Source organism: Candidatus Pelagibacter sp. (assembly GCF_052049815.1).
Taxonomy (GTDB): Bacteria; Pseudomonadota; Alphaproteobacteria; order Pelagibacterales; family Pelagibacteraceae; genus Pelagibacter.
Window position 1 is genome coordinate 1 of sequence record NZ_JBNGZG010000012.1, and the last position, 24,411, is coordinate 24,411.

Below are 24,411 nucleotides of genomic sequence, written 5' to 3' on the forward strand. Positions count from 1 at the left end.
GTATTAAAAAATATAAATTTTTTATTGGATAGTTATTAAAATTTATTTATATTTTATTTACTTAATCTAAATATAGTTTTAATAAGTTAAATTTTGATAGATCTGGTAGACTTTGTAGTTGTATCTACCACAGGTATTTAATTTTAAAGAGCTGAAATTTTCTTTGTAATTCTTGAAACGTTCCTAGAGGCGTTTTGTCTTTTAATGATACCTGTCTTAGCAATTTTCATTAACTCTGAATTCAACTTAGGTAAGAATTTTAAAGCTTCATCTTTCTTTTTTTCTACAATTAATACGTTCATTTTCTTCAGAGCATTTTTATATCTACTCTTACGTGCCCTATTAACAGTCGTCTGTTTAGCTATTCTTCTTATTCTTTTAATTGCAGATTTTGTATTTGCCATATTTTTGCAGGGGTATAGCCGCTTAAATTACTCTGGTCAATATAATATTTGTTATTTTTGACACAATTTACAAAGAAAAGTTGATCTATTTGATTGAACAATTTTAGTAATTACACCAGTACAATTTGGTCTCAAACAATTAAGTTTTTGTCTTCCATAAACCTTAAATTCTTTTTGAAAATTTCCAATATCTCCTAAAGTATTTTTAAAATCTCTTATTGTTGATCCGCCCTTTTTGATAGCATTTAATAAAACTTTTTTTGAATTTTTTATTAAAAGTTTAAACTGAGTTTTTTTTAGTTTTTTTACTGAATTTTTAGGATTAATTTTTGATAAATACAAAATTTCATTTGCATAGATGTTACCAATACCTGATACAAATTTTTGGTCCAATAAAAAACTTTTAATATCTTTTTTTTTATCTTTAAAATAATTGACCATATAATCTAAATTAAAGTTTTTATCAAAAGGCTCTGGTCCGTAATTTTTAAATCTATTTGTGAGATTTTCTTTATTTTTGACTATTTGAAAAAAACCAAATCTCCTAGGATCATTGTAAACTAAAGTTAAATCATTAAAGAAAATTTCAACATGATTGTGTTTTTTTGGCAAATTAGGTGAGTGATAAAAACTAGTATTGGTATATACGTTTTTTTTATTTTTTTTTAAAATATGAATAGTTCCAGACATGCCTAGATGTATGATGCAAAAACTTTTATCATTTAGCTCAATAATCAAATATTTTGAAAACCTATAAATTTTTATAACAAATTTATTTTTTAAATGTTTTTCAAAAGAAAACTTCAATTTAAATCTTAAGTTTCTATTTCTTATCAAAACTTTATTGATTTTTTTTCCTATTATATTTTTTGATAATGATAAGCGTACAATTTCTACTTCTGGTAATTCTGGCATTTGATATTATATTAAAAGAATAATTAATAAAAAATGCAACAATATCTTCAAAATAAAAAAGGTCTAGTTCAGGGTGTTTTTGATCAAGTTTTTGACAAATACGATTTGATGAACGATTTCATGTCTCTTGGCGTTCATAGATCGTGGAAAAAAACTTTATTGAATATGATGAATCCTTCCAAAAATCAAAAGTTGATAGATGTAGCATGTGGCACAGGTGATATTGGAAAACTATACTTAGATAATACAGATAAAGAAAACTTCATTACATGTGTTGATCCAAATGAAGGTATGGTTGCTAAAGGCAAAGAAAAACTAAAGAAATATAATAATATCAATTGGATAATCTCTAGTGCGGAAAGCTTACCGTTAAAAGAGAATTCTTATGATTTTTATACAATCAGTTTTGGATTAAGAAATACAAAAGATTTAAATAAATCTCTTTCAGAAGCACATAGGGTACTTAAACCTGGAGGTAGATTTTTTTGTTTAGAATTTTCTAAAATACAAAATGAAAATTTAGATTTTGTTTATAAACAATACTCAAAAATTATTCCTTTAATTGGAAAATTTATTGTCGGTCAAAAAGAACCATATGAATACTTAATAGAGAGTATAGAAAAGTTTTTAAATCAAGATGAGTTAATTGATTTGATGAAAAAAAATAGATTTGAAAAATGTACTTATAGAAATTTATCTGGAGGAATTGTATCTATTCATAGTGGTTGGAAAATCTAATGATAAAAAAACTTTTCACACTTCTAAAATTAGGTCGAAAAGTTGCAAAATCAGACATACTTGATATTGCATCAAAATTTCAGAAACCTCCGTTAGTCATAACTATTTTATTTAAGATTCTATCATTTTCTTTTTCAGATAAAAAATCCTCTAATTTAAATAAAGATGAAGGAGAAAGACTTTCAGATTCACTTGAGGATTTAGGCACAACATTTATTAAATTAGGTCAATTTTTAGCAACAAGGCCTGATATTATAGGAGATCAACTATCAAAAAAATTAGAGAGTCTTCAAGACAGACTTCCTCCTTTTTCAATTATTGAAGCTAAACAAATAATTAGAAATGATTTAGGTGAAGACACTTATAATTCAATAATTGAAATAAGTGAGCCTGTTGCTGCTGCATCTATAGCTCAAGTTCACAAAGCAAAAATTAATGATAATGGCACAATAAAAGATGTGGCTATAAAAATTCTTAGACCAAACATTAAGAAAGTTTTTAATGAAGAAATCGATGCAATGATGTTATTTGCATTTTTAGTTGAGTCTGTAATTAAAAAAACAAAAAGACTTAAATTAGTAGATGTGGTTTTTCTTCTTAAAGAAATTACGAATTTAGAAATGGATCTAAGATTTGAAGCTGCTGCTGCTAATGAATATGCTGAAAATACAAAAAATGATGCTGGTTTTAGGGTTCCTAAAATATATTGGAACTATACTAGTGAAAATGTAATGACACTTGATTGGATTGATGGTGTTTCAATTCGAGAAACTGAAGAGTTAAAAAAACAGAATATAGACACAAACAAAATCGCAGAAGATATAATACAACATTTTTTAAGACATGCGGTAAGAGATGGGTTTTTTCATGCTGATATGCATCAAGGTAATGTTTTTGTAGATAGGTCTGGGCAAATAGTTCCAATTGATTTTGGTATTATGGGAAGACTAGATAAAATGAGTAAAAGATTTCTTGCAGAGATTTTATTTGGTTTTATTCAAAGAGATTATAAGAAAGTTGCTGAAGTACATCTCTTAGCCGGTTTGGTTCCTGCCGATGTCCCAATTAATGATTTAGCACAAGCATTAAGATCAATAGGAGAACCAATATTTGGACAAGAAGTAAAAGATATTTCTGGTGGAAAATTATTAAAACAATTATTTGATGTTACTGAAAAGTTTAATATGCAAACTCAACCTCAACTTCTAATGTTACAAAAAACCATGGTTGTTGTTGAAGGTGTAGCAAGAAAATTGAATCCTAATACTAATATTTGGACTACTTCAAAACCTGTTTTAGAAAATTGGCTAAGAGAAACTAAAGATCCTATCAAAACTATTAACGAAACATTAAACACTACGTCTGAGGTTATAAAAAGATTACCTGAGTTTCCAGAAATCATGGATAAAGCAAATCAAGCTTTAACTTTCTTAGCTAATGGTCAAATTCCACAAAATTCTAATTCTTATAATGCTTTAAACGATAAAAAATCTGAAATGATGGCGTTTAGAAATCAATCAGTTATTAGTTTATTAATTCTTGTAATTATTGGCTTATTAGTATTCTAATTCAACCAATGAATAATTTAAAAAATAAAAAAATATTATTGATTATTTGTGGAGGAATAGCTGCTTACAAAAGTCTTGAAATAATAAGGTTGTTAAAAAAAAATAATGTTACGATAAAAACAATTCTTACCAAAAATGGTTCAGAATTTGTCACGCCCCTTTCAATAACATCATTATCTCAATCTAAGGTTTATCAGGATCTTTTTAGCTTAGAAAATGAGTCTGAAATGGATCATATAAGTTTATCAAGATGGGCTGATGCTATCTTAATTGCGCCAGCAACAGCTAACACGATTTCTAAAATTGCAAATGGCAATTCTGATGATCTAGCATCTACAGTAATTCTTGCATCAAACAAAAAAATTTTCTTAGCACCTGCTATGAATGTTAGAATGTGGGAACACCAATCTACTAAAGAAAATATAATTAAACTTCAGAACTTTGATTACACTCTAATTGGTCCAGTTGTTGGGGATATGGCTTGTGGTGAATTTGGAGAAGGTAAAATGTCAGAACCTAATGAAATTATTAATAGCTTAGAGAACTATTTTGGAGATCTAAAGAAAAATAATAAACTTAAAGCAATTGTTACTGCAGGTCCTACTAATGAATATATTGATCCTGTAAGATTTATTTCAAATAAATCTAGTGGCAAACAAGGGTATGAAATTGCTAAATCCTTATCAAAAAAAGGATTTGATACAACTTTAATTTCTGGCCCAACTCACCTGGAAATTAATGGAGATATCAATTTAATAAGAGTAGAAACTGCAGAAGAAATGTTTCAAGCAACACTTACAAATCTACCGGCTGATGTTGCTGTTTTCTCTGCAGCAGTCAGTGACTACAAAGTAAAAGAAAAATCAGAATTAAAAATTAAAAAACAAGATAATTTAAATTTAAATTTAGAAAAAAATGTAGATATTTTAAATTATGTATCTAATCATAACTCATTGAGACCAGGATTAGTTATCGGATTTGCAGCAGAGACTAATAACCTAGAAAGTTATGCAAAAAAAAAACTTAATGAAAAAAACTGTGATTGGATAATTGCGAACGATGTATCTAAAAGCACTATTGGTTTTAATTCTGATTTTAATGAAGTTTCAATTTTTTATAAAAATAATAAATCCGACAAAATTTCATATAAACCTAAATCTGAAATATCAGATGAAATAGTAGAAAAAATTATTGATCATTTAAATTAATGGTTAAAGTTTTAATAAAAAAATTACACCCGTCTGTTCAATTGCCTTCATATAAAACATCAGGAGCATCAGGTATGGACTTAATGGCTTTTATTGAAAAATCAATTATTCTAGAACCAGGTAAATCATCTTTAGTTCCAACTGGTTTATCTGTTGCATTTCCAAAAGAATATGAAATTCAGATAAGACCAAGATCAGGATTAGCTGCAAAAAACAATATAAGTGTTTTAAATACACCTGGCACAATTGACAGTGATTACAGAGGTGAATTAAAGATTATTTTATTCAATCATGGCAACGAAAATTTTACAATTAATAACAATGATAGAATTGCACAAATGGTTTTAACTCCAATAATCAAAATGGATCTAGATGAATCAAATGAGCTTCCAGAAACAGTAAGAGGAAAGGGTGGTTTTGGTTCAACTGGTAAATGAAAAATATTTTGAACAAATCACAAATTGAAAGATATTCCCGACAATTAGTTTTAAAAAATATAGGCCCAAAAGGTCAAAAGAAGCTTTTATCTTCAAAAGTTTTAATTGTTGGGGTTGGTGGTTTAGGATGTCCGGCAGCTGAAAATTTAGTCAGAGCTGGTGTTGGAACTATTGGGTTAATAGATAATGATGTTGTAAGTCTTTCAAACATTCATAGACAAAGTCTTTTTAATTCAAAAGATATAAATAAATCAAAAGTTGTTGTTGCAAAAAAAATAATAAAAGAAATTAATCCACAGATAAAAATAAAAACATTTAGATCAAGACTAAACAAAAATAATATAAAAAATATAGTTAAAAATTACGAAATTATTATTGATGGTTCAGATAATTTTAAAACTAAATTTCTAATTAACAGTTATTGTAAAAAACTTAAAAAAAAATTAATTACTGGTGCCATAAGTAAATTTGATGGCCACATATTTGTCTTTGATTTTAATGATAAAAAAACAGCTTCTTTAAAAGATTTTTATCAAGAAGAAGAGATTTCTGATGATATTCTAAATTGTGAATTTGAAGGAGTTCTTGGTTCTACAGCATCAATTGTAGGAACTATTCAAGCCAATGAAGCTATAAAATTAATATTGGGTATTGGTCAAAATTTAAAAAACCAAATATTAATAATTGACTTGTTAAATCTCAATTTTAGAAAAGTAAATTTCAAAAAAAGATAAAATTTAATATTATGATAAAAAAATTTTTAATTTTATTAACTATTATTTTAATTTATCCAGTAAATGTTTTTTCGGAAGATATTTTTTTATCTTTAAAAAAGAATAAAGTTAATGTCAGATATGGCCCAGGATTTAATTTTCAAGTAAAATATGTATACAATAAAATTAATCTTCCAATCAAACAGATTGATCAGAAAGAGAATTTTAGAAGAATAATTGATCTAAAAAATAACAGTGGCTGGATACATGTTTCTCAACTAAAAAAATCTAATTCTATAATCTCTTTAGATGATAAAATATTATTTACAAAACCTACAGTTTTTTCAAAACCGCTGGCTAAAATTAAAAAAGGCCGTTTATTAGTTATAAAAAAATGTTCAAATAATTGGTGTAAAATTACAAGCAATGAATTTAATGGTTGGATTGAAGCCAAAAATATTTGGGGATCTATTAACTAAAATCCTCTGATAAAGATTTAACAGTTGCTTCACTTAATTTTGTAGTGTGTGAATATTCTGGGTGATCGATACCAAGTTCAACTAAAGAATCTTTAGATTTAAATTTATTTATTTGTTCATTACTAAATTGGAAATGAATAAACTGTACTGAAGAGGCCTTTCCATCAGCAGAAGTTCTATCTACATCTTCTTCTGGTACTGCCTTTACTATTTCTCCATCCACTTTCATAAATACTTTTTCCTCTATCCCGCCAACTTTACCTAAAAATGCAGCTCTTGAGACTGGGTTATCAATTTCAAACATAAGTGTTGCTGTTAATTCTTTTCCATTTGGTACAAGAGGATTGTAAGCTGTTAACTCATCATTTAATTGTTCGTCTCCACCTTTTTCAATGTAAAGCATTTCCTGAACTTGTGCCAACATCGTTTCGTAACTTTCAAAATAAAAAGTTGCATATGGTCCAAGCGGAACCCTTCTATCTTTTTTAAATTCAACAATATTTTTTCTTAATTCTTTTCTATTCTTTGTATAGACATCAAGTGACATGATATCTTCTTTAGTTATTTCTCTTTTATTTTTTGGCATGTTTATATCCTATAGCTTTTAGCCATTAATTCGATGGGGTGTAGTGCCTCATCGTTGGCTATATTTGTATCGGCTTCTAATTGTTTTAAATGTTTACCTGCTAAAGGACAATCAGATGCCATATATTTATTGTTTTTAGTTTTAATTTGTCTTGCTGTCGGTCTTCCTACTTTAACTGCTAGATCGTGTGTTTCTTTCATCACACCAAATGTTCCACCGTGACCCGCGCATCTTTCAACAACATCAATTTTTACGTTAGGGATTAATTTAAGCATATCCCTAGCCTTAATACCCATGTTTTGAGCTCTAGCATGACAAGCATGATGAACTGTAACTCCTCCATCAATCTCTTGAAGGCCATCGGCTAAACCTTCATTATTTGCTATATCAACAACATATTCATCAATATCCATTACATTTTCTGATAATTTTTTCACAGTTTCATCATTAGGCAATAACAGTGGCCATTCAAATTTTAGCATCAATCCACAACTAGCGGTCAAAGTAACAACCTTGTAACCTTTATTAATCCAATCTAACAAATCTTTTGAAACTTTTTTAGCTTGCTCCACTACTTTAGGTAAATCCGCTTGTTCTAAAAATGGCATTCCACAACAGCCAGGATATGCTTCTTGAACTTCTACACCATTTTTTTTTAATACTTTTAAAGCTGCAACCCCAGTATTTTTTTTATTAAAATTAACAAAACAAGTTGAATAAATTACAACTTTTCTCTCAGACTTTTTATCTTCAAATATTAATTTTTTATTATTTTTTTTGAAAAAGTTAGAAAAAGTTTCAGAGTTATATTTTGGTAATTGCACTCTAATATCAATACCAGCTATTAATTCTAAGATTTTTCTAAATAATTTATTTTTAATATTTGAAGCCCAATTTATTAATCCAGAAAATATCACTCCAAATTTTGAATTTCTATCTATCTCAGCTAGTTGTCTTGGAATACTTGGTAATTTGCCGAGTTTTTTTTGCGCTGTTCTATATCTCAGCATTAGATGTGGAAAATCTAAGTCAAAATCGTGTGGTGGTACGTAAGGACATTTAGTCATAAAACACATGTCACATAAGGTACAAGCATCGACAACTGGTGCAAATTGATCGCTTGATAAACTTTCAACATCTTCATCTTTTGACTCATCTATCATGTCAAAAAGTTTTGGAAATGAATCACATAAATTAAAGCATCTTCTGCACCCATGACAGATATCAAAAACTCTTCTCATTTCAGCATCGAGTTTTTCTGGATTTGTAAAATCCGGATGCTCAAAATCAATTGGGTGTCTTATTGGCGCCTCTGTACTACCTTCTTTGCTCATATTATTATGTTAGTTATTACTATTAATGATAGAGATAAAATTAAAACAGGCTCGTTAAACCAATCTTTCAGTGTTTGTAATAATTGCTCTATCATATTTGTAAAAATTTTAAGATTGAGTTAGCGGGCGTTATACACGCCCACTAAAAATATTTTATTAGCTAATAGATTCTAAAGTTTTTTGGAATTTACCAGCGTGTGATTTTTCAGCTTTTGCTAAAGTTTCAAACCAGTCTGCAATTTCTTCGAAACCTTCTTCTCTTGCAGTTTTAGCCATACCTGGGTACATATCAGTGTACTCATGCGTCTCACCTTCAATAGCTGAAGCTAAATTTGCTTTAGTTTCTCCAATTGGTTTACCAGTTGCAGGATCACCAACTTGCTCTAGGTATTCTAAGTGACCATGAGCATGACCAGTTTCACCTTCTGCTGTAGATCTAAAAACTGTAGCTACATCGTTATAACCTTCGATATCTGCTTTTTGAGCGAAATAAAGGTATCTTCTGTTAGCTTGACTTTCGCCAGCAAATGCTGCTTTTAAGTTTTCTTCTGTTTTACTTCCTTTTAAAGACATTATTTTCTCCTTAATTTAAATATGACAAACATATAATCGTTCTAAACTATATGTCAATAGTTTAGAATCATTTTAATGTATTTTTTAAATAACTGATTTTATTGAATTATTTTTGATTTTGATAATCACTTGCAACTTTAATCAACACTTCAACAGAACTTATTTTTTTTCCAGTGATATTTTTTTTGATTTTTATTTCATCAAGATCGTTTTCATCACAATCAATTAATCTATTAGTATCTTCATCAAAAAAATGGTGATGAACTGAAGTATTTGTATCAAAATAGCTTTTATCACTATTGATTGAGATTTCTTTTAAGTATCCTTTGTTCTTGAATGCATGAACAGTGTTATAAACAGTAGCTAATGAAATCTTTTCATTTAATTTTTCGCTAATTATTTTAGTAAGATCATTTATTGTAAAATGGAAAGTAGTATCTCTATCAAACAAAACTTCACAAATTTTAAGTCTTTGTCTTGTTGGTCTTAATCCAGATTTTCTTAATTTATCAATAAAATCAACACTTTTTGTCATGCAAATTATAATTATTCTAAACTATTTCTATATTATATTTAATATAAATCAAGTATTAAGAGTGTTCAAATTTTATGAAAAAAAACTCTTTTAGCTACGATGACCTAATTCAATGTGGAAATGGGGATCTTTTTGGGCCTGGAAATGCCAAATTACCTCTCCCTCCAATGCTTATGTTTGACAGAATAAGTAAGATCAATGAAAACGATGGTGAGTTCAAAAAAGGCTCATTATCTGCTGAATTAGATGTAAAAAAAGATTTGTGGTTCTTTGACTGTCATTTTAGAGACGATCCTGTGATGCCAGGCTGTCTTGGCTTAGATGCGATGTGGCAATTGGTAGGTTTTTTTCTAGGTTGGTTAGGAAATCCAGGGAAAGGACGTGCACTTGGAGTTGGAACTGTTAAATTCACAGGAGAAGTTTTGCAAAATATTAAACTTGTAAAATATGAAATAGATATGAAAAAAATTATGTCTCCGGGTGGTACAACAGTAGGCTTAGCTAACGGTGTTGTTTATGCAGATGACAAAAAAATTTATACGGCAGAAAGTTTGAAAGTGGGGTTATTTAAGTCATGAGAAGGGTAGTTATTACAGGTTTAGGGATAGTCTCTTGTTTGGGGAATAATCAAGAAGAGGTTCATCAATCATTATTAAACTCAAAATCAGGGATTTCATTTAGTGAGGAATATAAAGAACATAATTTAAAAAGTAACATTCATGGAAAACCAAATATTAAATTAGAAGATCATGTAGATAGAAAAACAATTAGATTTATGGGTTCTGGTTCTGCTTATAATTACGTTGCCATGAATGAAGCTATAAAAGACTCAGGATTAGAAGATAATCAAATAAGTAATTTTAAAACTGGAATCGTAATGGGTTCAGGAGGACCTTCAATAGAAAATGTAGTTTTATCAGTTGATAAAACTAGAGCAAAAACTCCGAAATTGATGGGGCCGTTTATTGTTCCAAGAACTATGGCAAGTACTGCGTCTGCTACCTTAGCAGTTCCATTTAAAATCAAAGGTGTAAATTATACAATGAGCTCAGCTTGTGCTACTAGTGGGCATTGTATTGGACATGCTAGTGAATTGATTCAAATGGGAAAACAAGACGTTGTTTTTGCTGGAGGAAGTGAAGAATTACACTGGGCTATGACAGCAATGTTCGATGCAATGACTGCACTTTCTTCAAAATACAATGATACCCCTGAAAAAGCATCAAGAGCTTATGACAAAACTCGAGATGGTTTTGTGATTGCAGGTGGCGCAGGTGTATTGGTTTTGGAAGAATACGAACACGCTAAAGCGCGTGGAGCAAAAATTTATGCTGAGTTAACTGGATATGGTGCAACATCAGATGGTTATGACATGGTTGCTCCTTCAGGAGAAGGAGCTGTGAGATGTATGAAAATGGCTTTAGCTACCACAAAAAATAAAATTGATTATATAAACACCCACGGCACTTCTACTCCGGTAGGTGACATTACTGAGCTTAATGCAGTTAAAGAAACATTTGGAAACGAAATACCTAAAATAAGTTCAACAAAATCTTTATCAGGCCATCCTCTTGGTGCTGCATCTGTTCATGAAGCAATATATTGTCTGATTATGATGAAAAATAATTTTATCACAGGCTCAGCAAATATAAGTGATATGGATGATGAAGCTAAAAAGTTTCCTATAGTAACAAAAACTGAAACAGAAGCGACTCTTAACACTGTGATGTCTAATAGTTTTGGATTTGGTGGAACTAACGCAGCTTTAATTTTTGAAAAGGTAAAATAATGAGCTTAATGAAAGGTAAAAAAGGATTAATCATGGGAGTAGCGAATGAAAGATCAATCGCTTGGGGCATATCCCAAAAACTAGCTGAAGCTGGAGCTGAGCTAGCATTTACATATCTTGGAGACGCTTTAAAAAAAAGAGTTGTTCCATTAGCTGAAAAATTAAATTCAAATATCACATTTAGTTGTGATGTGGAAAAACAAGAAGAAGTTATCAAACTTTTTGAAGATATAAAATCATCTTGGGGCGAAATAGACTTTGTAGTTCATGCTGTTGCATTTTCTGATAAGTCTGAATTATCTGGAGAGTATTTAAATACCACAAGAGATAATTTTTTAAGAAGTATGTTGATTTCATGTTTCTCTTTTACTGAAGTAGCAAGAGAGGCTCAAAAAATTATGAAACCAAATGGAAGTATGATTACCCTAACATACGAGTCAACTAAAGCGATCCCAAATTATAATGTAATGGGCGTGTGTAAGTCAGCATTAGAAGCAAGTGTTAAATATCTTGCTAGAGACTTGGGGGCTAAAGGAATTAGAATAAATGCAATAAGCGCTGGGCCTATAAAGACTTTGGCTGCTTCTGCAATTGGTGATGCTAAATTTTTATATAAATGGAATGAAGATCATTCTTTCTTAAAAAGAAACGTAGATATTCACGATGTTGGAAATTCTGCTCTTTATCTTTTAAGTGATCTTGCCAATGGTGTCACAGGTGAAATTCATTATGTTGATGCGGGGTATAACAAAGTAGGAATGCCAGATCCTAAAAATATTACTTAAAATTTAGTTAAATTTAGTTATAAATTAATTATGAATAGAAGAGATTTTTGCAAAACAGTAACAACTGCTCTTATCGCTTGGGGACTAAATCCTGTATTAGTATTGGCTGATAATGGAAATAAAATTCTTAATGGAGAATTTTTTATAGATTCAAAATCTGCAAGCAATGGATTTACTGATTTAAATGATAATATTATCGAAACAAAAAGTGAGAAATCAATAATTAAAGTTAAAGATGACTTTTATCTGGTAAGACCAGAAACAAAACTAAAATTTATTTCAAATAAACTTACAGAAGTTATTAAAGGGTCTGTTCATGCAGTATTCAGTAAACAAAAAGATGAGTTGAAAGTTAAAATTCCTCAAGGAACTATAGGTATAAGAGGAACTTCAATTTTTGTAGACTTAGAACCATCAAAAAATAGAAGTTATTTTTGTAATTGTTATGGTGAAACTGTTCTATATGACAACGAAGGCAAGTTAATAAAAACAATAGTTTCAGATGGTCACAAATCTGGTGCCTTTACAGATGATGGAAAGTTTAGACCGTATTTTCACAACTATTTATTTAATAAGTATGCGAAAAATCATCCAAGAATATTTGATGATGAGATGGAAAAGGCTGGCTGTATCGTTAAAGACAGTCACTGTACTTTAAAATCCTAATTTAATTTCTTTCCCAAAGTAAAGGGAAAAACTCATCTGGCAGTTGATCAGAATGCTCTTTTTTGTATTTTTTATAAGTTTTTGCAGTACCGCCATTATTTGTTGGATGAAATTTTGCATCAGAAGGTACGCAATGAGAAACAATTGCTCTTCTATGTTTACTTGAAGTATTTATGCCTGAACCATGCCACATATATCCGTGATGAAATGCAACTCCACCAGCTGGCACTTCTACATAAACAATCTCTAACTCTTTATTATTTTTTTTAGCAAAGATTTTTAATTGTTCTCGATAATCTTCTGGTGAATGAAATTCACCTCTAGGTGGTTGCAATCCCCATTTATGAGATCCTTTAACATATTCAAGTGTGCCTGTTTCTTTTTTAGTGTCATCTAATGACATCCAACAAGTCATCATAGTTTGCGGAATAATCCAATCATCATAAGCAGCATCTTGATGATAACCTAAAGTTTTTCCTCCTGGAGGTTTCCATAAAACATTATCTTGAATTAATTTTGATCCCTTCCAATTCATTAATTCTGCACAAGCTTTTCCAATAATTCTATGACATACAAAATTTTTTATTAATGTATCAGATTTCCATCCATTACAAATTTGTCTAGTTACATCAATTGGGTCTTTGTCAAATTTCCAATTCCACTCATCAGGTTCAATTCCTGTTTCAAATTTACCTCTAAATAATGGTTCAAATCTTTCTTTTAAATTTTTAATAAAATCTTTTTCAATAAATTTTTCTAAAATGATAAAACCATCACGGTTAAAGTTATTAATTAATGTATGGTCTAATTCCAAATTGATCATTTGGATATATTATAAAATTTATAGATTTGTGAAAGGGGCGTTCTGTTGCCAGGTGCCCCAAACCCCTAAAATTTTTATGAATTAGCTTGTTTAATAGAAAGTTTAACTTTTCCTCTGTCAAAACCGATAACTTTAACTTTAACCTCGTCACCTTCTTTAACAACATCAGTCACTTTTGCCACCCTCTTATCTGCAAGCTCTGAAATATGAACAAGCCCATCTTGTTTTCCTAAGAAATTAACGAATGCACCAAACTCCATAATCTTCATTACTTTTCCGCTATAAATTTTATTAAGTTCAGCTTTTGCAGTAATATCTTTAATCATCTGCATTGCTTTATTTCTAGACTCTTCATCAGGCGCAGCAACTGTCACTTCACCTTCGTCATTAATATCGACTTTAGCCCCTGAAACTTCAACAATTTCTCTAATCGTTGCTCCTCCTTTACCAATCACTGCTGCAATATCTTTTTTATCAACTGTAATTTTTTCCATTTTAGGAGTATGTTTTCCAACATCAGTTCTAGATGCTGATAAAGCTTTATTCATTTCACCAAGAATATGAATTCTTCCATCTTTAGCTTGTTTTAAAGCTTGGTCCATTATTTCAAATGTAATACCCGTAATTTTAATATCCATTTGTAAAGAAGTAATACCATCCTTAGTTCCAGCTACTTTAAAATCCATGTCACCTAAGTGATCTTCATCTCCTAAGATGTCAGACAATACAGAAAAGTCGTCACCCTCTTTAATCAATCCCATAGCTATACCAGCAACAGGTTCTTTAATTGGTACTCCTGCATCCATTAATGCTAGTGACGTACCACATACAGTAGCCATTGATGAAGAACCATTAGACTCTGTGATCTCAGAAACTATTCTAAAAGTATATGGAAAAGATTCTTTTGGTGGCAATGATGAATTAATTGCTCTCCATGCTAATTTTCCATGTCCAATTTCTCTTCTACCAGTTCCTATTCTGCCAGTTTCTCCCACTGAAAATGGAGGAAAATTATAGTGAAGCATAAATCGCTCTTTTTGTAAGCCATCTAAACTTTCAATTTTTTGCTCATCATCCGATGTTCCAAGAGTCGTTGTTACTATTGCTTGAGTTTCTCCTCTTGTAAATAGTGCTGAACCATGCGTTCTTGGTAAAATCCCAACTTCACATGATATTGGTCTCACATCTGATAAACCTCTACCATCTATTCTATTTTTATTTTTTAAAATATCTGTTCTTACTATTCTTTTCTCAAGATTTTTAAGCTCAGAATTAACATCTAGATCAGTATAATTTTCATTTTCTTCAAATAACTTTTTAGCTTTGTCTGTTATTTCAGAAATCTGATTTGATCTATCTTGTTTATCTCTTGTTCCAAAAGCTTTTTTAAGGCTATCTGTAAAATTATCCTCTAATACTTTTTTTACTTCTGAAAGATCTTTTTTTTCAACAATCCATTCTGGTTTTCTACAATCTTTAGCAAGATCTTCGATCATCTCTATAACTGGTACAAAACCTTCATGACCAAATTTTACTGCATTTAACATCTCTTCTTCAGTTAAACCATTTGCCTCTGACTCGACCATTAGAACAGCATCTTTTGTTCCTGCTACGACTAAATCTAACTTAGATTTTTTAAGTTCTTCCTTTGAAGGATTTAAGACGTAATTCCCATCTATATAACCAACTCTTGACGCCCCAACAGGTCCAAGAAATGGCATACCAGAAATTGCTAATGCTGCTGAAGAGGCAGTAATAGATAGAATATCTGCTTCATTTTCTTTATCATATGAAATTACAGTTGGTAATAACTGTACTTCATTTTTAAATTCATCTGGAAACAATGGTCTGATTGGTCTATCGATCAATCTTGATATTAATGTTTCGCTCTCAGTTGGTCTTGCTTCTCTCTTAAAATATCCACCAGGTATTTTTCCCGCTGCATAATATTTCTCTTGATAATTCACTGATAATGGAAAGTAATCTACATCTGGATTTACTTTTTTAGCACCTACAACAGTTGCTAATACAACTGTTTCTCCACATTGAGCAATGATCGCTCCATCTGCTTGTCTTGCTATTTTTCCTGTTTCTAAACTTATTTTCTTTCCTGCTACTTCTATTTCTTTCTTGTGTACTTTAAACATTTCTTTTCCGTTTCGTTCTTTTCGTTTCGTTCCGTGCTATCTATTTCGATCTTATTTTCTTAAATTCAATTTAGACAATACATTTTTGTAAGAATCTAATTTATTTTTCTTTAGATATTCTAACAATTTCTTTCTTCTATTTACCGCTCTTAATAAACCAACTGAAGAATGTTTATCTTTCTTAAATTGTTTTATGTGTTTTGAAAGAGTTTCAATTTTTTCAGTTAACAATGCTATTTGCACCTCTGATGAACCAGTGTCCTTTTCATGCATTGCTAATTCACTTGCTTTTTTACTCATATTTTTCCTATTTATTTGTTTGTTTAATTAAATTTTCAATTTTTTCCGCATACTCAAAAGACTCGTCTTTTCTAAAAAGTAATTTTGGTAAAAATTTTACAATAACCTTTTTTGAAAGAATTTTTCTTATCAAAAAAGAATATTCTTTAAGTTTATTTATAACTTCATCAGCATCTTTTCCTCCCAATGGAAGTACATATGCTTTTGCAATTTTAAGATCTTGGCTCATTCTAACTTCAGTAACTGTTATTGTGTTAGTCTCTAAATTTGGAACTTTTGCTTCGTTTCTTAAAAATATCATGCTCAATGATTGTTTAATCATTTCCCCAACTCTTAGCTGCCTTTGTGATATTGGTTTACCTATTCTATCAGCCATTATATTGATCTTTCTGTAGATGTAACACTAAACGCCTCTATTGTATCGTTTTTTTGAAAATCCATGTAATCTTTTAAAGTAATTCCACATTCTTGGCCATTACTTACCTGTTTAACTTGGTTTTTTTCTCTGAAAATTGAGCTTATTTTCCCAGTATAAATTATTGAACCATCTCTAATAACCCTCACATCTGATGCACTTGTAATTTCACCCTCAGTGATTTTAGAACCAGCTACTTTACCAGCACCTGAAACTTTAAAAATTTCCAATACCTGTGCTGTACCAGTTATTGTCTCTTTAACATCTGGTGATAGCAGACCTGACATTCTTTGTTTTATATAATCAAGGACTTCATAGATAATATTGTATGAAGATATTTTTATACCTTCATTCTCTGCTAGTTTTTTTGCTTCTTTACTTGGTTTGACATTAAACGCAATTAAAACTGCATTCGATGCTTTTGCTAAAGTTACATCTGTTTCAGTTACCATACCGATATCAGCTAAAATTATTTTTGGTTTTACTTCTTCATGTTTAATTTGTGTTATTGCATTTTTAATTGCTTCTGATGAGCCATGTACATCTGATTTAATTATCAAATTTAATTCTTCAGCAGATTTATCAGAGAATGCAGATTCCTGAGAAGCAAATGATAATGGATTTTTTCCATCTTTGCTTTCTACAGCTCTATTTTCACTCAATGTTTTTGCCTCTTTTTCAGAGTCTAGCACAATAAAATCATCACCTGATTTTGCGGCACCATTAATTCCTAAAATTTCTACAGGTGTCGAAGGAGGAGCTTCATCGATGTTCTTTCCTTTATCATTAATAATTGCTCTAACTTTTCCCCATTTTAAACCACTAACAAAAAAATCACCTTTTTTTAATGTTCCTGATGTTACGATAACAGTAGCAACTGGTCCTCTCCCTACGTCTATCTTGGACTCTAAAACTACACCAGTAGCTTTTGACTCAAAGTCTGTTTTTAAATCTAAAATTTCTGCTTGAAGAGAAATAGCTTCAATTAATTTATCTAAATTTAATTTTGTTTTAGCTGATATTTCCACCATCAATGTATCTCCAGATAAATCTTCAGCTATTAACTCATGTTCTAAAAGTTGATTTTTGATTTTTTGAGGATCTGCCTCTGGAAGATCACATTTATTAATAGCAACTACAATTGGAACATTTGCAGCTTTTGCATGATTTATCGATTCAACAGTTTGAGGTTTTACTCCATCATCTGCCGCTACTACTAAAACTACAATATCAGTTAATTTAGATCCTCTAGCTCTCATTTCTGTGAATGCTGCGTGACCAGGAGTATCAATAAATGTTAATTTATCTTTTCCATTTTCAACCTGGTAAGCTCCAATATGTTGAGTAATGCCTCCAAATTCTCCTGATACAACATTAGCACTTCTTAAAACATCCAAAACTGAAGTTTTTCCATGATCCACATGCCCCATTACTGTTATTATTGGAGCTCTATTTAATAAATTTTCTGTACGAGATTCTTTTATTTTTTGAATTATCTCTTCTGCTTTTTCTTCTCTTATTGGGTTGTGCCCAAATTCTTTTGCCAAGAATTCTGCTGTATCTGCTGCTAAGGTTTGATTAATTGTAACTGTAACACCCATACCAAACAAATATTTAATTACATTGCTAGATTGTTCGGCCATTCTATTAGCTAACTCTCTTACAGTGATTGCTTCGGGAATGTTGATATCTCTTTTAATAGTTTTTAAATTTTCTTTATCCTCTTCTTTGCTCGCATTTTTAAGTTCTTTTTGTCTTGCTCTTTTTACGGATGCCAAACTTCTTTCTCTAGTTTCAATTTCATCACTCAATGCCCTTGAAACTGTAAGTTTTGTATCTCTTTTTTTTATATCTAATTTAGACTTTTTATCTTTATCAGAATCTCCTTTTAATCTTTTTGTAGCCCTTTGTTCTGCAAGCTTTCTTCTTTCAAAATCGCTTAATGTTGAAGGGGTTTTTGTTGGAAAATTTGGCTTAAAGCCAGAGCTTTTTCCAAAATTACTTGATGATTTAAATCCAGCTCCTGTTGGTTTTTTAAAATTTCCTTTTCCAGTAGGCCTATTAAAACCTCTGCTTGATGACGATATATTTTTTCCTTGTGGTTTAGGAGAATTAAAATCCTTATAAGATTTTTTTGGGTTTCCAGAAATAGTAAGTTTCGTTTTTTTGTTCTCCATTTCTCATCCCTAATCTTTGTAAACTATATTTCTTGCTGACATGATAAGATCATCAGCTTCAGTTTTTGATAAAGCAAAATCCTCTAAATATCCTTGAATTTTTACTCTCTCCCCTTTTACGACGTCAAAACCACCAGTAAGTTCATCTGATGCTAGGTCTGCAAAATCTTCTAAGGTTAAAATTTTTTGTTCGCCTAATGTCATAAGCATACCAGGTGTTAGTCCTTTTAAACTTCTAAGATCTTCTGAAAGACCAAGTTCTTTAATTCTTTCAGAAATTTCTTCTTTATCTTTCTTATGAAATTCTTGTGCTCTTTCTATAAGAGCTTTTGCAGTATCTTCTTCAATACCTTCTATCTTTGTCAGATTTTCTAATGGACTATCCTTTATATCATCGATTGTTGAAAATCCTTCTGCTACCAAAAGCTGACCAAGTGTTTCATCTAATTCCAAGTTTTTAACAAAATTATCTGTTTTTTCTTTAAACTCTTGTTGTCTTTTTTCAGAGTCTTCTTGATCAGTCATAATATTAATTTCATAGTTAAGTAATTTTGTTGCAAGTCTAACATTTTGACCTCTTCGACCAATAGCTTTACTTAGATTTTCTTCCGTAAGAATTACATCAAGTTTTTTTCTCTCTAGATCAACGTTGACTCTTTGAACTTCTGCTGGCGATAATGCGTTTGAAACTAATACTGCTGGATCTTCAGAGAAATTAACTATATCAATCTTTTCTCCTTGCAGTTCGTTTACCACAGCCTGAACTCTTGATCCTCTCATACCAACGCAAGCTCCCACAGGATCTAATGATGTGTCAACCGCTCTAACACAAATTTTTGCTCTACTTCCTGGGTCTCTTGAAGAAGATTTAATTTCGATCAATCCATCGTATATTTCTGGAACTTCTTGAACAAAAAGTTTTTCCATAAACTTTGGATGTGCTCTAGATAGGAAAATCTGTTGACCTCTTGGTTCTCTTCTAACATCATAGCAGTATGCTTTTACTCTATCCCCCGCTTTAACATTTTCTCTTGGGATCATCTCATTTTTTTGAATTATTGCTTCTGTTCTTCCAAGATCAACAATTACATTTCCAAATTCTAAACGTTTTACAATTCCACTTAAAATAGAGTCTTTTTTGTCTATAAAATCATTGTACTGTCTTTCTCTCTCTGCTTCTCTAACATTAAAACTTATTACTTGTTTTGCAGTTTGAGCGGCTATTCTTCCAAAATCAAAAGATGGTAATGGTTGCAATACTTCATCCCCAATAGTCTTTGATTTATTTTCATCATTAATACTTATTGCATCTGTTAATTTTATTTCTGTATTTGTATTTTCTGGGTTATCTACAATTGTTAATTTTCTAAAAAGCTCGATATCTCCATTGTCTCGATTTATCACAACTTTAATCTCATTGTCCTGACCAAATTTAGATTTTGCTGCTTTTGCAATACCTGTTTCCATTGAGGTTATTATAAGTTCTTTATCTATAGATTTTTCTAATGCTACAGCTTCGGCTATTCTTAATAATTCTAATTTATCTGCTCTTTTATTTAACATATTTTTGCTTACTCCAAAAAAAAATGGGCTAACGCCCATTTTGATAATTCAATAATGTGGCTGAAATATATTAAAGAATTTTAATTAATCAATAAAAACTATTTAGAAAAAACGTCTATTTTATCTGTTTTTTCCCATGAAAAAGCTCCGTTTGACTCTGGTGTTCTTCCAAAATGGCCATAAGCAGCAGTTTTTTCATAAATTGGTTTATTTAATCCTAACATTTCTCTGATGCCTCTAGGGCTTAGATCAAAATTTTCATTAATTTTATTTACAACAAATTTATTTTTATCAATATCATTATCAAATAGGTCAACATAAATTGACAAAGGTTTAGAAACACCAATTGCATAAGCTAATTGAATTAAGCATTTGTCAGCAATCTTGGATCCAACAACATTTTTTGCAATATATCTGGCTGCATATGCTGCTGATCTATCAACTTTTGTTGGATCTTTTCCAGAGAAAGCTCCACCTCCATGTGGTGCAGCACCACCATAAGTATCTACAATGATCTTTCTACCAGTCAATCCACAATCACCATCAGGTCCACCAATTACAAAATTTCCTGTTGGGTTCACATAAAACTCTTCCTCATTAAAACCTTCTAAAAATTCTTTTGGGATTGAATTTAAAATATAAGGTCTTAGAAGCTCTCTTACATCTTTTTGATTTACATCAGGAGAATGTTGGGATGATATTACAACTGACTTTACTTTTACAGGCTTACCATCAATATATTCAAAAGTTACCTGGCTTTTTGAATCTGGTTCGATATTTTTTAATTTTCCTGATTTTCGATCTTCTGCCATCAATCTTAATATTTTATGAGAATAATGAATAGGTGCTGGCATTAACACATCTGTCTCATCACATGCGTAACCAAACATTATTCCTTGATCACCAGCTCCCTCATCTTTATTACCTGATGAGTCTACACCCATTGCAATATCAGTAGATTGTGAATGTAAATGACTTTCTATTTTAGTAGCTTCTTTCCAAGTAAAGCCATCTTGATCATATCCAATATCTTTTATGCAATTTCTTACTTTAGAAATTAACTCATCCTTATTAATTTCAGGTCCACGTACTTCACCAGCTAAAACAACTTTATTAGTAGTGGTTAAAGTTTCACAAGCTACTCTTGAATAAGGGTCACCAGACAAAAACGTATCAACTACCATATCTGAAATTCGATCAGATACTTTGTCAGGATGCCCTTCAGATACTGACTCACTAGTAAAAAGATAATTTTTTAAATTACTCATTTTTCATTCTATTAAATGAAAACGTTAAAAAAATATACAATAAAATTATAACGAAAAAAATTTTGTTACCATATGTGGAAAATATGGTTGTTTTAAAATCTCTTTTCTTATTAAAGTCAATATAACCAGAAACACCATAATCTAGCTTTTTTTCAACTTGTCCTAATGGATTTATTATTGCTGCCATTCCATTATTGCTAGATCTCATAATATATTTACCAGTCTCAATTGCTCTAAAAATACTATGACTGAAGTGTTGTTTTGGTCCAATTGAGTCACCAAACCACCCATCTTCTGAAATATTAAAAATAAAATTAAAATCATTTTTTTTTGAAAGGTTGCCAGTATAGATCATTTCATAGCATATAAGTGGTAAGAAACTTATTTCGAAATTAAAATTTTGATTTAAATCAATTATTTCTCTATTTTTTCCTTTTGAAAATGATCCAAAATTATTTGTTATTGTCCCTAGACCTAATTTGTTAAGAGTTTTCTCAAAGGGTAAAAATTCCCCAAATGGTACAAGATTGACTTTATTATAATTACTTAACAAATTTAGATTACTATCAAATATAGATAATGAATTAAAAAACTTATAATTATTTCTATTTATTTCTCTATTTGTAATTCCCAGAACTATCAAATGATTTTCATTAAAATTTTTTGCAAATATATCTTTATATGAAGATATTGTGCTAACGTATGTATTCGGAATAATACCCTCAGGCCAAAGGAAAAGTATTTTTTTATCGAAATCTGGTGAGCTAAGCTCTATTAGTTCTGAAATTACTTTTTCAGAATCAACATTATAATAAAATCTATCTAAACCAATATTTGATCCTAATACCCTAATAGTATGAGGCATTTCAGTTAAATCTTTATTAAAAAATATTTTTTTTTGATTATTTCCATAAATCAAAAAAAAAATTGGAAAGAGAAATAAAATTATACAAATACCGATCTCTTTCTTTGATTTTCTCAATATAAATAAGGCTGGGGCCGTAAAAAAACTTAAAACAATTAAGTTTAATGAATAAGTTCCAATTAAGGATAAAACACTTAAAAAAGTTATTTTATCGGCAAAACTATAAACAATTAAATTCCACGGAAAACCTGTAAAAATAGTTCCTCTTATAAATTCAGCCAGCCCAAAAAGTAATGAAAAGAGAAAAAAAGCACTAATTAAATTTTTGGGTCTTAACAATTTGAAAGCAGTCGTAATTAAACCATAAAATATTGCCAAAAAAGATGGAATTAAAATTAATGCAAACGGTATCAATAATATAAATTGATCTTCAAATGTTAACGATATCGTAATCCAATATAAACTTGTTGAAAAAAATCCAAAACCAAAAAACCAACCATAAAAAAAAAAATTATAATTAGTTTTTTTCTCTAATTCTTTAAATAAAAAACCAAAAAAAATACTAAATGTAAGAAAATTTATTATAAAAAAATTATATGGTGGTAAACTTAAAGAAGAGATGACACCTAAAATAAACAAAAAAAATAATTTTATTAAAGATTTTTTTTTCAATTTAATTCAATAGTTTTTTTACTTTATTAAAAATATTTTTTTCTGCTGTTTGCATTTTTTTATAATCATTATTATTAATATGATCATAACCTAACAAATGTAAGAAACCATGTATAAAAATTTTTGCTGTTTTTTCAATGAATTCTTTATTTGTTAAATTTTTTGGATCATTCATATAATTGTAACTAATTATAATATCTCCCAAATAAAACTCTTTCTTGTTTAGAATTTTTTTCTCGAAAGGAAAAGACAGCACATCTGTATGCTTATTTTTTTTTCTGAATTTTTGATTTAAAATTTTAATTTTTTTATTGTTTGAAAGAAGAAGCGTTAAGTATACTTTTTGATTTAAAAATTTAAATTTATTTGGAAAATATTTGATAATTTTATCAAATAATAACTCCTTCTTTTTTATCTTTTTTGACCAAGATTTTTCTTCGGAAATGACATTAACTTTGATCATTATTGTTATATGCTTTAACAATTTTAGAGACTAGAGGGTGTCTCACAACATCTGAATGATCAAAATCAACAACTGAAATTTCACTCAAATGAGATAGTATCTTTTTGGATCTATCCAAACCTGACATATTTTTATTGGGTAGATCAATTTGGGATGGGTCTCCGTTAACTACAATTTTTGAATTTTCACCTATTCTTGTAAGAAACATTTTTATTTGAGTTTCAGTAGCATTTTGTGCCTCATCTAAAATAGCAAATGAATTTTTTAAAGTTCTTCCTCTCATAAATGCTAAAGGAGCAATTTCAATATCTCCAATTTCAATCATTCTTTGAATTTTTTCAAAATGAAAAAGATCGTAAAGTGAATCATATAAGGGTCTTAGATATGGATCGACTTTTTCTTTCATGTCTCCAGGTAAAAAACCCAGTCTCTCTCCAGCTTCAACAGCTGGTCTAGATAATATAATTCTCTCTATTTTCTTTTCTAATAGCATTGTTAATCCTATCGCCACAGCTAAGAAAGTTTTTCCTGTGCCTGCTGGGCCTGCAGAAATAATTATTTCGCTCTGTCTTAGGGCCCTTACGTATTCTTTCTGCTTTTCAGATCTTGGAATAATAGATTTTTTTGGTGTTTTGATAATATCAGTAACATTAGTATTTTTTACTTTTTCATTAATCATAAATTGATCTATAGAAGATATAATATCTTTTTGTTCAATACTTTCATTGTTGATAAATTGATTTGCTAAAAATTGAATTGCGTTTTTTACAATTTCATTTTTATCCGGCGTTGATTTTATTAATATTGAATTTCCTCTAGAATAAATGCTTGCTCCAATAAGTTTTTCCAACTCTTTTAAATTTTTATTAAACTCACCAACTACACCCATTAACAAATCATTTTCATGAAAAATTACGCTCAGAGAATTATTTTCTGAATAAACAAATTTCAAGGAAGATTGGATATCTTTTTTAATTGTATTACTCAA

General features: G+C 29.8%; 26 protein-coding genes. 10 read left to right on the plus strand and 16 right to left on the minus strand.

Features of this window, described 5'->3' with window-relative positions; all coding sequences use genetic code 11:
* Window positions 1-143: 143 nt before the first annotated feature.
* Both rpsT and mutM read right to left on the minus strand, forming a co-directional pair.
* Window positions 144-404 carry a 30S ribosomal protein S20 gene (gene rpsT / locus ACTT9D_RS03535; protein ID WP_440930481.1) on the minus strand — a complete coding sequence of 87 codons (261 nt, stop codon included), beginning with the start codon at window positions 402-404 and terminating at the stop codon, window positions 144-146.
* Window positions 405-455: 51 nt separating this feature from the next.
* Window positions 456-1,319 carry a bifunctional DNA-formamidopyrimidine glycosylase/DNA-(apurinic or apyrimidinic site) lyase gene (gene mutM, locus ACTT9D_RS03540; protein WP_440930482.1) on the minus strand — a complete coding sequence of 288 codons (864 nt, stop codon included), beginning with the start codon at window positions 1,317-1,319 and terminating at the stop codon, window positions 456-458.
* 33 nt (window positions 1,320-1,352) lie between these two features.
* On the opposite strand from mutM, the gene ubiE reads away from it, so the two are divergent.
* Genes ubiE through ACTT9D_RS03570 form a run of 6 tightly spaced genes read left to right on the plus strand, consistent with a single transcriptional unit; the run spans window position 1,353 to window position 6,462 of the window.
* Complete coding sequence (ubiE, locus tag ACTT9D_RS03545; protein ID WP_440930483.1) at window positions 1,353-2,057, plus strand: bifunctional demethylmenaquinone methyltransferase/2-methoxy-6-polyprenyl-1,4-benzoquinol methylase UbiE; 705 nt, start codon at window positions 1,353-1,355, stop codon at window positions 2,055-2,057.
* Entirely contained in the window at window positions 2,057-3,625 is a 1,569-nt protein-coding gene (ubiB, locus tag ACTT9D_RS03550) for a 2-polyprenylphenol 6-hydroxylase (protein WP_440930484.1), read from the plus strand. Before ubiE ends, ubiB begins: the two co-directional genes overlap by 1 nt.
* Before the next feature lie 8 nt (window positions 3,626-3,633).
* A complete protein-coding gene (gene coaBC, locus ACTT9D_RS03555) occupies window positions 3,634-4,833 on the plus strand; it encodes a bifunctional phosphopantothenoylcysteine decarboxylase/phosphopantothenate--cysteine ligase CoaBC (protein WP_440930485.1) in 1,200 nt (399 codons plus the stop codon).
* Complete coding sequence (gene dut / locus ACTT9D_RS03560; protein ID WP_440930486.1) at window positions 4,833-5,270, plus strand: dUTP diphosphatase; 438 nt, start codon at window positions 4,833-4,835, stop codon at window positions 5,268-5,270. The genes coaBC and dut overlap by 1 nt, the downstream gene beginning before the upstream one ends.
* Complete coding sequence (locus ACTT9D_RS03565; protein ID WP_440930487.1) at window positions 5,267-6,004, plus strand: HesA/MoeB/ThiF family protein; 738 nt, start codon at window positions 5,267-5,269, stop codon at window positions 6,002-6,004. Before dut ends, ACTT9D_RS03565 begins: the two co-directional genes overlap by 4 nt.
* Window positions 6,005-6,015: 11 nt before the next feature.
* Window positions 6,016-6,462, plus strand: coding sequence for an SH3 domain-containing protein (locus tag ACTT9D_RS03570; protein WP_440930488.1), 447 nt, complete (start codon window positions 6,016-6,018; stop codon window positions 6,460-6,462).
* On the opposite strand, the gene ACTT9D_RS03575 is transcribed toward ACTT9D_RS03570, so the two are convergent.
* From ACTT9D_RS03575 to ACTT9D_RS03590, 4 genes are all read right to left on the minus strand, one after another.
* Window positions 6,455-7,048 (minus strand): DUF3501 family protein, encoded by a 594-nt coding sequence (locus ACTT9D_RS03575; RefSeq protein ID WP_014953885.1) that lies wholly within the window; start codon window positions 7,046-7,048, stop codon window positions 6,455-6,457. The two genes, ACTT9D_RS03570 and ACTT9D_RS03575, sit on opposite strands and share 8 nt — an antisense overlap.
* Window positions 7,049-7,050: 2 nt before the next feature.
* Window positions 7,051-8,382: a (Fe-S)-binding protein gene (locus tag ACTT9D_RS03580; RefSeq protein ID WP_440930489.1), complete on the minus strand. Its 1,332-nt coding sequence runs from the start codon at window positions 8,380-8,382 to the stop codon at window positions 7,051-7,053.
* Between the two features lie 156 nt (window positions 8,383-8,538).
* Window positions 8,539-8,955, minus strand: a complete 417-nt coding sequence (locus tag ACTT9D_RS03585) for a rubrerythrin family protein (protein WP_014953887.1) — start codon at window positions 8,953-8,955, stop codon at window positions 8,539-8,541.
* Window positions 8,956-9,061: 106 nt separating this feature from the next.
* Window positions 9,062-9,490 (minus strand): Fur family transcriptional regulator, encoded by a 429-nt coding sequence (locus tag ACTT9D_RS03590; protein ID WP_440930490.1) that lies wholly within the window; start codon window positions 9,488-9,490, stop codon window positions 9,062-9,064.
* Window positions 9,491-9,564: 74 nt separating this feature from the next.
* Here ACTT9D_RS03590 and fabA point away from each other — a divergent pair, with 74 nt between their 5' ends.
* The 4 genes from fabA to ACTT9D_RS03610 are packed head-to-tail and all read left to right on the plus strand — an operon-like array spanning window position 9,565 to window position 12,730.
* Entirely contained in the window at window positions 9,565-10,068 is a 504-nt protein-coding gene (gene fabA / locus ACTT9D_RS03595; RefSeq protein WP_440930491.1) for a bifunctional 3-hydroxydecanoyl-ACP dehydratase/trans-2-decenoyl-ACP isomerase, read from the plus strand.
* Entirely contained in the window at window positions 10,065-11,279 is a 1,215-nt protein-coding gene (gene fabB / locus ACTT9D_RS03600; RefSeq protein WP_440930492.1) for a beta-ketoacyl-ACP synthase I, read from the plus strand. Before fabA ends, fabB begins: the two co-directional genes overlap by 4 nt.
* On the plus strand, window positions 11,279-12,064 hold the full coding sequence (locus tag ACTT9D_RS03605; RefSeq protein WP_440930493.1) for an enoyl-ACP reductase FabI: 786 nt from the start codon (window positions 11,279-11,281) through the stop codon (window positions 12,062-12,064). The genes fabB and ACTT9D_RS03605 overlap by 1 nt, the downstream gene beginning before the upstream one ends.
* A gap of 30 nt (window positions 12,065-12,094) precedes the next feature.
* Complete coding sequence (locus ACTT9D_RS03610) at window positions 12,095-12,730, plus strand: hypothetical protein (RefSeq protein ID WP_440930494.1); 636 nt, start codon at window positions 12,095-12,097, stop codon at window positions 12,728-12,730.
* Window position 12,731: 1 nt separating this feature from the next.
* On the opposite strand, the gene ACTT9D_RS03615 is transcribed toward ACTT9D_RS03610, so the two are convergent.
* The 10 genes from ACTT9D_RS03615 to ACTT9D_RS03660 all read right to left on the minus strand — a co-directional run bounded on the left by ACTT9D_RS03615 (window position 12,732) and on the right by ACTT9D_RS03660 (window position 24,411).
* The gene (locus ACTT9D_RS03615; protein ID WP_440930495.1) at window positions 12,732-13,553 is read right to left on the minus strand and encodes a phytanoyl-CoA dioxygenase family protein; all 822 of its coding nucleotides are present in this window, start codon (window positions 13,551-13,553) and stop codon (window positions 12,732-12,734) included.
* A 74-nt stretch (window positions 13,554-13,627) separates the two neighbouring features.
* Entirely contained in the window at window positions 13,628-15,700 is a 2,073-nt protein-coding gene (gene pnp, locus ACTT9D_RS03620; protein WP_440930496.1) for a polyribonucleotide nucleotidyltransferase, read from the minus strand.
* Window positions 15,701-15,751: 51 nt separating this feature from the next.
* Entirely contained in the window at window positions 15,752-16,000 is a 249-nt protein-coding gene (rpsO, locus tag ACTT9D_RS03625; RefSeq protein WP_014953896.1) for a 30S ribosomal protein S15, read from the minus strand.
* A gap of 7 nt (window positions 16,001-16,007) precedes the next feature.
* A complete protein-coding gene (gene rbfA, locus ACTT9D_RS03630) occupies window positions 16,008-16,376 on the minus strand; it encodes a 30S ribosome-binding factor RbfA (RefSeq protein WP_440930497.1) in 369 nt (122 codons plus the stop codon).
* Entirely contained in the window at window positions 16,376-18,592 is a 2,217-nt protein-coding gene (gene infB, locus ACTT9D_RS03635) for a translation initiation factor IF-2 (RefSeq protein WP_440930498.1), read from the minus strand. The genes rbfA and infB overlap by 1 nt, the downstream gene beginning before the upstream one ends.
* A gap of 9 nt (window positions 18,593-18,601) precedes the next feature.
* Window positions 18,602-20,155 carry a transcription termination factor NusA gene (nusA, locus tag ACTT9D_RS03640; RefSeq protein WP_440930499.1) on the minus strand — a complete coding sequence of 518 codons (1,554 nt, stop codon included), beginning with the start codon at window positions 20,153-20,155 and terminating at the stop codon, window positions 18,602-18,604.
* 98 nt (window positions 20,156-20,253) lie between these two features.
* On the minus strand, window positions 20,254-21,423 hold the full coding sequence (gene metK, locus ACTT9D_RS03645) for a methionine adenosyltransferase (RefSeq protein WP_440930500.1): 1,170 nt from the start codon (window positions 21,421-21,423) through the stop codon (window positions 20,254-20,256).
* Entirely contained in the window at window positions 21,416-22,960 is a 1,545-nt protein-coding gene (lnt, locus tag ACTT9D_RS03650) for an apolipoprotein N-acyltransferase (protein ID WP_440930501.1), read from the minus strand. The genes metK and lnt overlap by 8 nt, the downstream gene beginning before the upstream one ends.
* A gap of 1 nt (window position 22,961) precedes the next feature.
* Window positions 22,962-23,423: an rRNA maturation RNase YbeY gene (ybeY, locus tag ACTT9D_RS03655; protein WP_440930502.1), complete on the minus strand. Its 462-nt coding sequence runs from the start codon at window positions 23,421-23,423 to the stop codon at window positions 22,962-22,964.
* Window positions 23,410-24,411 carry a PhoH family protein gene (locus ACTT9D_RS03660; RefSeq protein ID WP_440930503.1) on the minus strand — a complete coding sequence of 334 codons (1,002 nt, stop codon included), beginning with the start codon at window positions 24,409-24,411 and terminating at the stop codon, window positions 23,410-23,412. Before ACTT9D_RS03660 ends, ybeY begins: the two co-directional genes overlap by 14 nt.

Coding starts and splice junctions, on each gene's coding strand:
- ACTT9D_RS03615 (WP_440930495.1), bottom strand. CDS start 13,553: ATGATCAATTTGGAATTAGACCATACATTAATTAATAACTTTAACCGT.
- rbfA (WP_440930497.1), bottom strand. CDS start 16,376: ATGGCTGATAGAATAGGTAAACCAATATCACAAAGGCAGCTAAGAGTT.
- ACTT9D_RS03605 (WP_440930493.1), top strand. CDS start 11,279: ATGAGCTTAATGAAAGGTAAAAAAGGATTAATCATGGGAGTAGCGAAT.
- ACTT9D_RS03610 (WP_440930494.1), top strand. CDS start 12,095: ATGAATAGAAGAGATTTTTGCAAAACAGTAACAACTGCTCTTATCGCT.
- fabB (WP_440930492.1), top strand. CDS start 10,065: ATGAGAAGGGTAGTTATTACAGGTTTAGGGATAGTCTCTTGTTTGGGG.
- ACTT9D_RS03590 (WP_440930490.1), bottom strand. CDS start 9,490: ATGACAAAAAGTGTTGATTTTATTGATAAATTAAGAAAATCTGGATTA.
- dut (WP_440930486.1), top strand. CDS start 4,833: ATGGTTAAAGTTTTAATAAAAAAATTACACCCGTCTGTTCAATTGCCT.
- rpsT (WP_440930481.1), bottom strand. CDS start 404: ATGGCAAATACAAAATCTGCAATTAAAAGAATAAGAAGAATAGCTAAA.
- coaBC (WP_440930485.1), top strand. CDS start 3,634: ATGAATAATTTAAAAAATAAAAAAATATTATTGATTATTTGTGGAGGA.
- ACTT9D_RS03565 (WP_440930487.1), top strand. CDS start 5,267: ATGAAAAATATTTTGAACAAATCACAAATTGAAAGATATTCCCGACAA.
- ACTT9D_RS03575 (WP_014953885.1), bottom strand. CDS start 7,048: ATGCCAAAAAATAAAAGAGAAATAACTAAAGAAGATATCATGTCACTT.
- ybeY (WP_440930502.1), bottom strand. CDS start 23,423: ATGATCAAAGTTAATGTCATTTCCGAAGAAAAATCTTGGTCAAAAAAG.
- rpsO (WP_014953896.1), bottom strand. CDS start 16,000: ATGAGTAAAAAAGCAAGTGAATTAGCAATGCATGAAAAGGACACTGGT.
- ACTT9D_RS03570 (WP_440930488.1), top strand. CDS start 6,016: ATGATAAAAAAATTTTTAATTTTATTAACTATTATTTTAATTTATCCA.
- ubiE (WP_440930483.1), top strand. CDS start 1,353: ATGCAACAATATCTTCAAAATAAAAAAGGTCTAGTTCAGGGTGTTTTT.
- ubiB (WP_440930484.1), top strand. CDS start 2,057: ATGATAAAAAAACTTTTCACACTTCTAAAATTAGGTCGAAAAGTTGCA.
- ACTT9D_RS03580 (WP_440930489.1), bottom strand. CDS start 8,382: ATGAGCAAAGAAGGTAGTACAGAGGCGCCAATAAGACACCCAATTGAT.
- pnp (WP_440930496.1), bottom strand. CDS start 15,700: ATGTTTAAAGTACACAAGAAAGAAATAGAAGTAGCAGGAAAGAAAATA.
- nusA (WP_440930499.1), bottom strand. CDS start 20,155: ATGTTAAATAAAAGAGCAGATAAATTAGAATTATTAAGAATAGCCGAA.
- metK (WP_440930500.1), bottom strand. CDS start 21,423: ATGAGTAATTTAAAAAATTATCTTTTTACTAGTGAGTCAGTATCTGAA.
- infB (WP_440930498.1), bottom strand. CDS start 18,592: ATGGAGAACAAAAAAACGAAACTTACTATTTCTGGAAACCCAAAAAAA.
- mutM (WP_440930482.1), bottom strand. CDS start 1,319: ATGCCAGAATTACCAGAAGTAGAAATTGTACGCTTATCATTATCAAAA.
- fabA (WP_440930491.1), top strand. CDS start 9,565: ATGAAAAAAAACTCTTTTAGCTACGATGACCTAATTCAATGTGGAAAT.
- ACTT9D_RS03585 (WP_014953887.1), bottom strand. CDS start 8,955: ATGTCTTTAAAAGGAAGTAAAACAGAAGAAAACTTAAAAGCAGCATTT.